The organism is Frankia casuarinae, assembly GCF_000013345.1.
Lineage (GTDB): Bacteria > Actinomycetota > Actinomycetes > Frankiales > Frankiaceae > Frankia > Frankia casuarinae.
Genome location: NC_007777.1, coordinates 3,535,888 through 3,547,487 on the forward strand (window position 1 = coordinate 3,535,888; position 11,600 = coordinate 3,547,487).

The following is an 11,600-nucleotide window of genomic DNA, read 5'->3' on the forward strand; positions in this document are numbered from 1 at the left end:
AGCTCAGTCAGGGCCCCGCCGGCTCGCGAGCACCCGCAGCCACGCGTCCGCCGCGAACGTCGGTCGCAGCGCCTGGTGGCGATGACCAGGTACGGACGAAGATCGGCACGCCTGGCGCAGCGCGTCCGACTCGATCAGGCCGAGATCGGCCAACGGGCTGTCATCGCACAGCTTCACCAGGACGTCCTGGCTGGTGCGCAGGCCCTGATCCTCCTCGGCGGCGGTATCCGCCTTGGTCTCGCGGCGCAGGCATTCCTGCGGCACCAGCCGGCGCATGGCCTCCTGCAGTAGCGGTTTGTACTCCCACGGACCGGTGCGCTCTTCGGGCCGCACCGCCAGCACCGCCCGGACCACCCGCTCGTCGAGGAAGGGTGCGGCGAGCGGCGGGCCGACCGGATCGGCGAGCTGGTCGAACAACCGGAACACCGCCGCGCCAGCGCGGATGGCGAAGAGATCGGCGTGGCCGTCCCGGGTCTCGGCCAGCGGCCGGGCGCGCCGGACGGCCTCCGCGAACGCTCCGGCCAGCAAGTCGAGGGCCGTCGGCGTGAGCCAACCCGGGACCACAGGCGGAAAGGCCCAGTCGAGCGAGGCCAGGACGCCCGGGTGGGATCGGCCGGAACCGGCCGGACGGCGCGCGTGGCCGACCGTGGCACGGCGGGCCTGGTCGAGCGCATCGGCCATGTCGGCGAGGCAGTCCCGGTAGCCGCGCGGGCGCATCATTCGCAGGCACGCCATCCACGGCCAGCCCTCCTGCGCTCGGTGTCCGCGCAGGTCGTGCAGCGCCCGCCGGGGCCGGCGGCGCAACAACCGGGGGAGGTAGGCGGGACAGCCGTAGGCGACCTCGTCACCACCGAACCCGGTGAGGTGCACCCGCGGCCCGTACAGCGCGACCCGGTCAAGACCCGCGCGCAGCTTCGCCCGGTCGCCGATGCCGACGAACGGCCGGTCGAGCGGTTCGTCGGCGTCGGCGATGCCGTCGTAAACGAGGGGAAGCCCGGCGGCGGGCAGGATCTCGCGCGTGACGCCAGGGAGCGTGGCCGCGGCCCGCGCGGCGTCGTCGTCACCGGGATCGGGGGCGATCCCGGTGAGCGCGACCACGTCGGCGGGGCCGCGCGCGGCCAGGCAGCACACCGAGGTGGAGCTCAGTCCGCCCGACAGATCACAGCTCACTGTCCCGCCGCCGGCGACCCGCGCCGCCACGGCCTCGGCGAGAGCCGCCCGCAGGGTCGGCGCCCCCTCCGTGCGGGACCGCACCGGTGCCGGTCGACGCCACCACCGCAGGACGGTGGCCTTCTCGTCAGGGCCGACGAGAAGGTAGTGATCCGGGGGCAGCGCGTCGATCGACTCCCAGAGCACCAGGTCATCGAGCGGATGGGGCGGTGACGGGTCGAGCAGCGACAAAGCCAGCGCCGTCCGGTTCAGCGGGGCGCCCGTGAGCCGGGCAAGCACGTCGGCGCGGTCGGCGGCGACCAGGTGGCTGCCCAACCGGGCGGTGAAGACCCGCCGGGTTCCCGTCGGGCTGCCCTGGACGCGACGGTGGCTGTCGATTTCGGCGATCACGTGGTAGTCGCCGGCCACGGCGCGCGCGAGGTCGAGAGCGTGCACGTCACGGGCCGAGAGAAGCAGCCGCAGGAGCTGTCGCGCGTTGGTCGCGGCACACCCGATCAGGGCCAGCCGCGAGCGCCCGGCGACGGCACTGACCATGGCATCGTCCGGCCAGTTGCCGACGATCCACGGCCGCCCGGAGGCATACCGCAGCATGCGACGAGCCCCCGGCGGACGCACGACGGGATCACGGTCGGCCAGCACCAGAAACCAGCAGGACGGAATCGGGACCACCGCCACCCCGGCCGCCGTCACGCAAAACGCCGCCAGGAGTAGTCACGCCCCCAGCCCCAGCGGCCGTTCGTCACTGCGGCGAAGCTGCCGGCATCTTCCAGTCGCGGGGGGAGGTAGATAGCCTTCATCGTCTTCTCCTCAGCGGTTTCCGCGCGCCCTCGCCCCGGTGGCGTGCGCCCCGGTGGTGATACACGGCGGCGCCGCGCGCGTGGCCCGGGCGCCGGCCGGCTGGTCCAGCCCGTATGGTTGAAATTCCCCCGCCGGGTTCACTGGCGGTTCAGCTGACTTCCGGCGCACGACTCGGCCGGCACGGCCGTGGCATCAGGTGACCCACGAGTCCGGATTCAGTACATGCTGATGGGCACGCCGCAGTTCGACACCGGGCTCGATCCCGAGTTCGGTCACCAGCCGCCGGTAGACCGTCTGGTACTCGGCCAGTGCCTCGGCCCGCCGGCCGGTGTGTTCCAACGCAAGGATCAGCTGGGCCCAGAGACGTTCCCGGGTCGGATGTTCGACCGTGAGCGCCCGCAGGGTCGGCAGCACCCGGTCGTACTCGCCGAGGGCCAGGCGGGCGTCGATCAGGTCCTCGCACACCGCCCAGCGAGCCTCCTCCAGCCGGAGGACCTCCGCGCCCGCGATCTCCGCCGGGAGCTCGTCGAAGGCGTCCCCCCGCCACAGCGCGAGGGCGCCTTCGAAAAACCCGGCGGCGCGTTCCGGCGAGCCGGCGCGCACGGCGGCGCGGCCCTGCTCGGCGGCCGATTCGAACCGCTTAGCGTCGATCTCACCGGACGCGACGACCAGGCGGTACTCCCCCGGCCGGCTCTCGATGCGCCCGGGGCCGTTCCCCCCGGCTCCGGACGTGTCCAGGGGCGGCCGGAGGGTGTGCCGCAGCTCCGAGAGATAAGTCTTGATGTTGCCCCCGGCGGAGCGCGGCGGGGCATCCTGCCAGAGCGCGAGCCGCATCCCGTCCACACTCACCCACTGGCCGGCGTGCAGCAGCAGGGTCAGCAGCAGTATGCGCTTCTTGCGCTGGTCGATGCGGACCTGCTCGCCCGAGGATCGCCGCACCTCCAGCGGCCCCAGGACCGCGAACAGGAGACCGGCCCCGGTCACGGAGGATGCGTTCGGACTCGCCTCAGGTAGGTAGTCGTCGAGCATCGTGGCTCTCATCGATCGGGCCCCCGTTTCGGTTTTCCCGTGCGGGCCGGCTGGTCCCGTGCGGGCCGGCTGGTCCCGCCCGGGCCGATGCCGTCTCCCGACCCGGTGCTCCCGGCCGGGTGCTGGCCCGGTGGCTGAATACCCCCACCTCACCCCGGGTAGTCATCCGGTGCGTGCGGATATCGAGCAGCGCCCTCGGGCGGGTCGGGAACACCGGCCGGCGGCAGCGGAGCCCGGTCGGCGGGCCTCGATCAGAGTCAGATCCCGAGCTTCGCCCGCGTCTGCGGTCCGACGATCCCGTCAACCACCAGACCGTGCTTCAGCTGGAAGTCCTTGACCATGTGGTTGGTCTGGTACCCGAACTTCCCATCCACGCTGATCGGGTAGCCAAGGCTGGCGAGCCTCTTCTGGATCTGGTGGACGTCGAGGCGGAACCCGAGGCCGACGGCCAGCGACGGGTAGCGGGCCGCGGGTGCCACCACGGCCGCACGCACCGGGGCAGCCAGCGAGGAGTAGGAGATGTTCGTGAACCGCACGCCGCGCGAGACGGCCGCCGCCGCCGCCTGTCCCCGGGCCAGGTAGCGGTAGTGCAGGCCGTTGGTGTAGGCGCTCCAGGCGGTGATGCCCTGGCCTTCACAGACCTTCTTCGCCGCCCAGGCGTTGACGGCCGGGTCGTAGAGGTTGCGGTTACCCACCCAGCCGGCGTGGGCCCGCATGTTGATCTGCCACAGGCCGCGCGAGTCCTCGCCGTAGGTGGCGTGGGCGTAGGGGTTGCCGCCGGACTCCGCAAGAGCCACCGCGACCCAGGTGGCCAGCGGAACGCCGCGGCAGCCGGGCAGTCCCGCGTTCGCGGCCGCGCTGGCGATCGTCACATCGGGGACCGTGGTGGCGGCCCTGGCCGGGCTCGCGGTGGCGAACATGCCGGCGCCGGCGCCGATCACACCGACGGCGGCGACAACGGCGCCCCGGGTCCGGGTGGAACGTTTCCGATGCTTTCCCTTGGCCATTTCTTTGACATCTCATTTCGGTGTCGTCGAACACAGACGGGTGATCGAGGGGAGGGATGCCGCTCGAAGGAGGGCGAGCGGAGACGACCGCGCTGGAGAAGGGCAGCACCCAGTGCCGGTCTGCCGGTGCGCCGAGAGGCCGTCCGGGGACGACCGGGGACGACCGATCGACGCGCCCTGGGGATCCCGGGGTCGATGGGCTGAACAGCACGGCAGGCGGCCGTGGTCATTCCGTTCCAGGCCTGGCGGGCCCGGTGGACGGCAGGGGTCAGCCGACCACAGACGACGAGGCCGGGTGGCTTTCAGCCGAGCTGGTGGTATGGCGCGTCAGCGCGATCGGCCGGTACGGGCACCGACCGGATGGCACGTTCTCGCGAAGACGTCAGGGCGAGAACGGCGCCCCGTATGGCGGGGACGCACCGCGGGTCGCGCCGAACGGCGTCACGGTCCAGAAGACCGGAGCCGAGCGTTCCTGAAACACAGGCAACGTCGAGTCCTTCCCGTACGCCTGCGAGGTTAGCTGTCGGGTTCGGGCCGGGAAGCCCGGCCGTTTCCGCGGCGTGCGCGTAACGGCTTAACCCCAAGGGTGGCCCGCAACGAGCCACCCGGAGGAACGTGGTTCCCCCGCTTCTGCCCAAGATCTCTCGGAGGGAGCTGCGGACCGTGGACAGAACTCGGCGTCGGCCCGGAGCTGTTGATACCCCGCAACCGTAGCGAACTACAGACCGTAGTGACAAGTACGAGTTGTGCCGAATCTGGGCGCATGTTGGTCACGATGCGTGCATAACGCTGCGATGCCGCAACTCTCGGACATCAATAGCAGCTACCGGTAGCGACGCAGATCACCCGTCACGACCGGATCTTGGCGATATGGCCGGTCTGTCGAGACGGGGACCGGTGGCCACGAGGTCCGGTAGTCACCGGGACCGCCCGGCCGTCCGGCAACCCAACCCCGGCAACCACGGCAACCACGGCAACCACGGCAACCACGGCAAGCGGGAAGCCTGGCCCGGGGGTCGGGTGGCGTGCGGACGGGTACGCAAACGCGAACGGCGCAGGCTTCGAGCCTGCGGCTCGAAGCCTGCGCCGTTGGAAAACGGACGATGCGGTACGGGACGGACGACTGACCCGCGGATTCGCGTGATTCGCGCCGGCACCCGCCGAGGAAACACCTGCTGAGCGGTTGGGCCTCCCGCGAAGGCACACCCCGATCGGACCGGCACGCGGGCGCGCCCGGCACCGGGCGAGATCAGTCGACCGACCGGTCCCGCTGCCGTTGCCGTGGGGCCAGCCGCGGGACACGGAGGTTCTCGAGGAACAGCAGGATGTGCGCGCCGACCGCACGCCGGCCGGGGCCGGCGAGCACGCCATGCCCCCCGGGCAGCGACGCCAGCCGGGCCCGGCGCGCGGTCCGCGTCATCATGCGCGCCAGCGCAAGCGGGCTGACCTCGTCGCGCTCGGCATGGAGCAACAGGATCGGCAGGTCGGGAAGCGACCGTGGGATCGGTTGTCCCGGATCCTCGCCCGCGATCTTCCGGTACACCAGCGGCAGGTCGAGCAACACGAGGGCATCCGGCCGGACCGCTGGCGAACCGGCGCCGACCAACGCCCGCAGGGCCCCGCTGTCCGAACCCAGCAGGACGAACGGACCATCGGGGGCACGCGCCTCACCAAGGGCGAGGACGGTGTCTCTCCCATGGTCGAGAAACGTCACCTGATAGCCGTCGAGCGCGAGCCGGAAAGCTAGGCCCTCGAAATGTTCGGCGGATTCTCCACGACCGGGAAGAAGGACCACACTGGCTCTTCTCGAGTGGGTGGGATCACCACTGGGCCAGTAACGGGTTCCCGGCCCCCCCACATATCCACGGGGGCGCGGATGAAAGTATGACGACGAAACCATGGACGACACAGCATGCTCCGATCGGAAACCGTCCAGAGATGTACCCGGTACTGACCGGACATCGATACCGAGGCGGCTGGCGTCCACGCAGGCGATGACGATCTACGGACAGACCTATCGAGTGACCGTGAATCAGGAGAACGCCAGGGAGAACACCGAGAGCGAGGGAAATCCGAGGAGGCTAGTAAAGCACGTGAAGCGGCCGGGTCGGACAACCGGACGAGGCCGCTCGCAGGAAGTCAATGTGGCCACGGACGACCAGGGGGGTCATCCGACCCACCGAGGAGAACATGACCATATTTTGCCTATCCGACGGCTACCTGTCAACATGGTCAATATTGTTACTCAGGTGTTTCACCCCATGTCCGCCCGAGGATACGTAACCGTAGCCACCGGTCGTGACCGAGGCCGCGCATCATGTGCCGCGCATCATGTGCCGCGCATCATGTGCCACGCGCCGCCGCACAGCCGGACGCCGGGGCGGAGTCGGGTGACCGCCGGCTGCGCCCCGGCGCCGTCGGGCCGGACGCGGCTCAGGCGGCGGCGCCCACCATCGTGTTGCAGCTCTCCGCGCAGGACCGGCATGCGCCGGCGAGCTTGGCGAGCTGCTGATCCTGCGGCATCCTCTCGCACATCTCAGCGCACATCACGCAGATCCGCGCGCACATCGCGCACATTTCCCCGTGCATCGGCGACATCCGGCACATCATGTCGGCGCAGGTCCTGGTGACGGCCGCGCAGTCCATCATCAGCCGCATGTTCGCCGACTCCATCATGGCGCCCGGCATGTCCATGCAGTAGGAGATCGTCTCCTCGCACAGAGCCGAGCAGGACATACACTCCTCGATGGCCTTCCGCATGTTCTTATTGATCATTTCAGCGTGCTGCATGAGAACCCTCCAGGCATTGGAGACGCGGCACCCCGTACCAGCGAACGGCCCGGACCACCTGACGGCAGCCGGCAGCGGGGCCCCTACGACGATAGCTTTCGGGGGCCGATCCGCATCTCGGTCAATCGCCGTCCCAGAATGGATCCGACGAAATCCCGCGAGCCATACTAAGGGTATTTCTTTTGATATTTCGTGAACATTCCGGAAAACGGGAGAGTCAGCCGGGCGGCGACACCGCGGGCCGCTCGGGAACGATTCTCGGCACCTCTTCCATCACCATGGTGGGGCGGACCAGCTTCCCGGGCAGCCGCGGGTGGGGCAGCACCGCGCGACCGCCAAGGAACACTCCGCTCACAGCGCCCGGCCGCTCGAAGATCGACAGGTCCCCGGGGTCCGCGTCGAGCAGGATCGCGTCGAAGGCGGAGCCGACGGCGATGCGGCCGGCTCCCTCACCCAGTCCGAAGAGCCGGGCTCCGGTCGCGGTCGCGGCGAGCAGCGCCTCGGGTGGGGTGAGCCCGGCATGGCGCAGCCGGCTGATCTCGGCCAGGTTCGCGCCGTGCCGGGTGCGGTGCCGGGCGTCGCTGCCGAGCGCGATCGGCACCCCCGCCGCACGGGCGACCGCGATCGTGCCGGCCAGCGCGGCCTCGGTGGCCTCGGCTCGGTCCGCCGCCCAGCCCGGCAGCACTCCGGTGGCCGCCAGCGCCGCCAGGTCCTGGTAGGGCGACAGGGTGGGGACGAGCGTCACCCCGGCGGCCGCCATGGCGGCCGCCACGGGCTCGGTGAGCCCGATGCCGTGTTCGATGGAACGCGCTCCGGCTGCGACCGCGGCCTCGATCGACCGCTCGCCCAAGGCGTGCATCATCACCGGACGTCCGTACCGCCGGGCCTCCGCGACGGCGGCCGCAAGCTCCACCGGGCTGAACTGCGGCTCGGGCTGCCCCGGCCGGGCGGACATCACCCCGCCGCTCGCGTAGATCATGATCCAGTCCGCACCCGCCCGCAGAATGCCCCGCACCGAGGCCGGCAGGCTGCCCGCCTCGGTAACGGTATGCGGGGGCCGGCCGGGATAGTCCGGCATGAGAAGATCTTCGGCCGACTCCAGCCCGGGACCGATGATCGCCCCGTCACCGTGCCGCCCGGACCGGCTCAGCCCGACGACGGACACGGCAAGCCGAGGTCCGGGCACGGTGCCCGCGCTGACCGCGTCCCGGATGCCGGCGTCGGCGCCGCCGGCGTCCCGCAGGTGTGTGACACCGGCCGCCAACGACGCCCGCAACGCGGCGGCGGTCTGCAGGACCCGGGTGGACAGCGACGCCGTCGCCAGCTCGAACGGATCATAGGTGGACTGCGTGACGTGGGCGTGGCAGTCGACGACCCCTGGCATCAGCCACAGGTCGTGGGCGTCAACGTCGACGGCGTCCCGGTCAAGACCGAGTCGCGTGCCGACCGCATGGATGATCCCGCCGCCGACGGCGACGTCGGTCGGCTCACCGAAGCGCCCGGTCCTGTCGAGGACGTGCACCCCCCGCAGGACGAAGGCCTCGGCCGCCTCTGATCGTCCGGGCACCGTCGACCGCCCGGACTCGGGACGCCCGGACTCGGACTGTTCCGTCGCGGTGGATCGCCCGTGCGCCGGAGGCTGCTCCGGAGTCAGGGATTGTTCCGATGATGCCGGGGGATCGGTCATGACCAGCGCCGTTCCTGCCGTTGACGACGACCTCCAACGCCTCGTTCCGGCCGGATCGAGCACCGACCGACAAACGCGCGGAGGCGGATGTCAGATCGAAGGTCGAGGCCGGGGTGCGGGAGGTCCGGATGTTCCGGAGGTCATCCGGATGTCAACGGGGACAGGCCGCCGTGTTGACGCGGCAGGTGTCGATGTGACGGCGATGAGTGAGTTCGACCGCGCGGCCACCCGGCCGAGGCCACAGCGTTACCGTGATCCCGCACCGGTCGTCCGACACGACGTCTCCTTCACTCGGCCCCGGATTCACTCGGCCCCGGATGACCGCGCTCAATATCATCTATCATACTCCCCCGTAATCACCGGTCCCGGATGACGCAAAGGGTCGAGGGACGAGCCGGCCAGGTCCGCTCACTGGCAAGCAACTCGTAGGAACGGACGCGATCCGCGTGCTAGCAGGCGATCGCGATGATCATCTTCTCGTCCACGCTCGATCGGCGGGCCCACACCTCGATGTCGGCCCGCTCGGCCGCCGGCACCGGCGGGTGCGGCCTCCGACGACGGCGCGGTCGGGACGAGAGATCGAGCCCGGGCAACGGCACACGATCGGCCTGCGGCGTTGACGGCAGGTTGACCGCCGTGGTGAGATCATTCGGTGTTCAGTCCGGCCGTTCTCGTTACGCGTGGCCACGTCGACTTCTCCCTGGTGAGTTCCGCCATCTGTACCGCGCGCTGAGCCGCGCGGCGGACGCGCTCGTCCGGCGCGCCCTCAGCGCGTTCCCGAGATCCACCGCTTCGGTCCGCTCCCTCGGCCTGGCCGGCCGTCGAGCCGGCGCGGCCGGAGGCCGGCGCGGCCAGCACCCCGCTCTCCTCACCTCGGCGCCCGCCGACTCGGAGGGCATGTCCGCATGCGGTTCGACATCCGACGGCGTCGACGAGCCCGACGCGGCACCCGGACCCCGAGCACCGGCCCTGGTGAAATGACCGTGCCGGCCAGCCAGTGCCGGCACGGATGTAGGGATGTACCGGCGCGGATCCACCGGCGCAACTCCACCCGCGCGGATCCACCCGCGCAGCTCCACCCGCGCGGATCCACCCGCGCAGCTCCACCCGCGCACGTATGTCCCCGTGCGGCCGGCACCTTCTCCCGCAACATCGTCTTGTTCCATATCTTGTTCTGTGAAACGAGGAATCCTTCCATGTCCCGTCGCCTTTTCACCTCCGAGTCGGTCACCGAAGGCCATCCGGACAAACTCGCCGACCAGATCAGCGACGCCCTGCTCGACGCGTTCCTGGCTGGCGACCCCACCTCCCGGGTCGCGGTGGAAACACTGCTGACCACCGGGCACGTGCACGTGGCCGGCGAGGTCACCAGCTCCGCGCACGTCGACGTGACCGCCGTCGTGCGGCGCACCCTCACCGACATCGGTTACGACGCCGCCACCGGCTTCGACGGCGCGACCGTCGGCGTGCTGGTCTCGATCGGTGCCCAGTCCCCGGACATCGCCCAGGGCGTCGACAAGGCCTATGAGGCACGGGTCGAGGGCGGCGAGGACACGCTGGCCCAGCAGGGCGCCGGCGACCAGGGGATCATGTTCGGCTACGCCACCGACGAGACCCCCGACCTGCTCCCGCTGCCGATCACACTGGCCCACCGCCTCGCCCAGCGGTTGTCGAAGGTGCGTCACGACGGCCTGCTGCCCTACCTGCGGCCGGACGGCAAGACCCAGGTGACCATCGAATACGACGGGGACCGCCCGGTCCGGTTGGACACGGTGGTCGTGTCCGCGCATCACGCCGCCGACGTCGACCTGGCCACCCGCCTGGTTCCGGACATCCGCGACCAGGTCATCGCCCCCGAGCTCAAGCGGTTGGCCGAGGAAAACCTGGGCCTGGAGGTAGACGGCTACCGGCTGCTCGTGAACCCGACCGGCCGGTTCGAGATCGGCGGCCCGATCGGCGACGCGGGCCTGACCGGCCGCAAGATCATCATTGACACCTACGGCGGCTACGCCCGCCATGGCGGCGGTGCTTTCTCCGGCAAGGACCCGTCCAAAGTCGACCGTTCGGCCGCCTACGCGCTGCGCTGGGTCGCCAAGAACGTCGTCGCGGCCGGCCTCGCCCGGCGGGCGGAGCTGCAGGTCGCCTACGCCATCGGCAAGGCCGAGCCGGTGGGCCTGTTCGTCGAGACCTTCGGCACCGAGACCGTGCCGGTGCCGGAAATCGCGCGGGCCGTCTCGGAGGTCTTCGACCTGCGCCCGGCCGCCATCATCCGGGACCTTGACCTGCTACGGCCGATCTATGGGCAGACTGCCTCCTACGGCCACTTCGGTCGGACGCTGCCCGACTTCACCTGGGAGCGCACGGACCGCGCCGACGCGCTGCGCGCCGCCGTCGGCCGCTGACACCGGCAGCCGCTGACACCGGCAGCCGCTGACACCGCGCCCCCGGTCTTGCCTGACGACGACCCCGGTCCGCGCGGCTACGGGAGGCGCCACCCCCGAGAGGCGGTCAGAGTGGACCGCATGACCACTTCGGACCGGTCCGGGCGACGCGCACCGTCCGGAACACGGCCGCCTCCCGGAACACGCCCCGTCCCCCGGGCGCACCCCGCGACTGAATCAGGGTCCGGGGTGTCCCGGCCCGGGGAACGGCCCCGGGACGCGCTTGGCCGCCCCCTTCCCCACGGCGAGACCGGCGTGCCGCCGCTCGCCTCCTCGGCCCCGCTACCGCCGGCCGCGGCGCTCGCCGAGGCCCAGCGACTCCTCGACGCGGGACTTCCCTTCCAGGCACACGAGGTACTCGAAGCCGTCTGGAAGAGTCCGGAGACCGACCCCGGCGAGCGCGGGCTGTGGCGTGGGCTGGCACAGCTCGCCGTCGGCGTCACCCATCTGGCCCGCGGCAACGTCAAGGGCGGCGTGGCCGTGCTGCGGCGCGGCGCGGCGAACCTCATCCCCTACGCGGACCGGCCTCCGCACGGCGTAGCCGTTCCCGGTCTGCTCGCCTGGGTGGACCTGCGGATCGCCGACATCGGCCGGGCCCATCCCGGGCTGCCGTGCATCACCGCCCGGACCGCCCCGGCCGACGGCGGGCCCCGCCTCGTCGGTTAACCCCACCGCGCC

General features: G+C 71.1%; 9 protein-coding genes and 1 riboswitch. Of the genes, 2 read left to right on the forward strand and 7 right to left on the reverse strand.

The window, feature by feature from the left end; genetic code table 11:
* Positions 1-3: 3 nt before the first annotated feature.
* From FRANCCI3_RS15010 to FRANCCI3_RS15040, 7 genes are all read right to left on the reverse strand, one after another.
* Positions 4-1,860: an asparagine synthase-related protein gene (locus FRANCCI3_RS15010; protein ID WP_236701491.1), complete on the reverse strand. Its 1,857-nt coding sequence runs from the start codon at positions 1,858-1,860 to the stop codon at positions 4-6.
* Complete coding sequence (locus FRANCCI3_RS28215) at positions 1,857-1,967, reverse strand: lasso RiPP family leader peptide-containing protein (protein ID WP_023840805.1); 111 nt, start codon at positions 1,965-1,967, stop codon at positions 1,857-1,859. Before FRANCCI3_RS28215 ends, FRANCCI3_RS15010 begins: the two co-directional genes overlap by 4 nt.
* A gap of 193 nt (positions 1,968-2,160) precedes the next feature.
* Positions 2,161-2,997 (reverse strand): AfsR/SARP family transcriptional regulator, encoded by an 837-nt coding sequence (locus FRANCCI3_RS15015; protein WP_023840804.1) that lies wholly within the window; start codon positions 2,995-2,997, stop codon positions 2,161-2,163.
* A gap of 257 nt (positions 2,998-3,254) precedes the next feature.
* The gene (locus FRANCCI3_RS15020; protein WP_011437373.1) at positions 3,255-4,004 is read right to left on the reverse strand and encodes a peptidoglycan-binding protein; all 750 of its coding nucleotides are present in this window, start codon (positions 4,002-4,004) and stop codon (positions 3,255-3,257) included.
* A gap of 491 nt (positions 4,005-4,495) precedes the next feature.
* Positions 4,496-4,694, reverse strand: a riboswitch (cyclic di-AMP (ydaO/yuaA leader).
* 559 nt (positions 4,695-5,253) lie between these two features.
* Positions 5,254-5,799, reverse strand: coding sequence for an alpha/beta hydrolase (locus FRANCCI3_RS15030; protein ID WP_023840802.1), 546 nt, complete (start codon positions 5,797-5,799; stop codon positions 5,254-5,256).
* A gap of 638 nt (positions 5,800-6,437) precedes the next feature.
* Positions 6,438-6,794, reverse strand: a complete 357-nt coding sequence (locus FRANCCI3_RS15035; RefSeq protein ID WP_011437376.1) for a four-helix bundle copper-binding protein — start codon at positions 6,792-6,794, stop codon at positions 6,438-6,440.
* A 217-nt stretch (positions 6,795-7,011) separates the two neighbouring features.
* Positions 7,012-8,361, reverse strand: coding sequence for an amidohydrolase family protein (locus FRANCCI3_RS15040; RefSeq protein WP_236701490.1), 1,350 nt, complete (start codon positions 8,359-8,361; stop codon positions 7,012-7,014).
* Between the two features lie 1,316 nt (positions 8,362-9,677).
* Between FRANCCI3_RS15040 and metK the strand changes: the two genes are divergently transcribed.
* Positions 9,678-10,883, forward strand: a complete 1,206-nt coding sequence (metK, locus tag FRANCCI3_RS15050) for a methionine adenosyltransferase (RefSeq protein ID WP_011437378.1) — start codon at positions 9,678-9,680, stop codon at positions 10,881-10,883.
* Between the two features lie 228 nt (positions 10,884-11,111).
* Positions 11,112-11,588 carry a DUF309 domain-containing protein gene (locus FRANCCI3_RS15055; protein ID WP_011437379.1) on the forward strand — a complete coding sequence of 159 codons (477 nt, stop codon included), beginning with the start codon at positions 11,112-11,114 and terminating at the stop codon, positions 11,586-11,588.
* Positions 11,589-11,600: the final 12 nt, after the last annotated feature.

Bases quoted from the DNA above. Each gene is read 5' to 3' on its own strand.
- FRANCCI3_RS28215 (WP_023840805.1), bottom strand. From the start codon at position 1,967: ATGAAGGCTATCTACCTCCCCCCGCGACTGGAAGATGCCGGCAGCTTC.
- FRANCCI3_RS15015 (WP_023840804.1), bottom strand. From the start codon at position 2,997: ATGCTCGACGACTACCTACCTGAGGCGAGTCCGAACGCATCCTCCGTG.
- FRANCCI3_RS15020 (WP_011437373.1), bottom strand. From the start codon at position 4,004: ATGGCCAAGGGAAAGCATCGGAAACGTTCCACCCGGACCCGGGGCGCC.
- FRANCCI3_RS15035 (WP_011437376.1), bottom strand. From the start codon at position 6,794: ATGCAGCACGCTGAAATGATCAATAAGAACATGCGGAAGGCCATCGAG.
- metK (WP_011437378.1), top strand. From the start codon at position 9,678: ATGTCCCGTCGCCTTTTCACCTCCGAGTCGGTCACCGAAGGCCATCCG.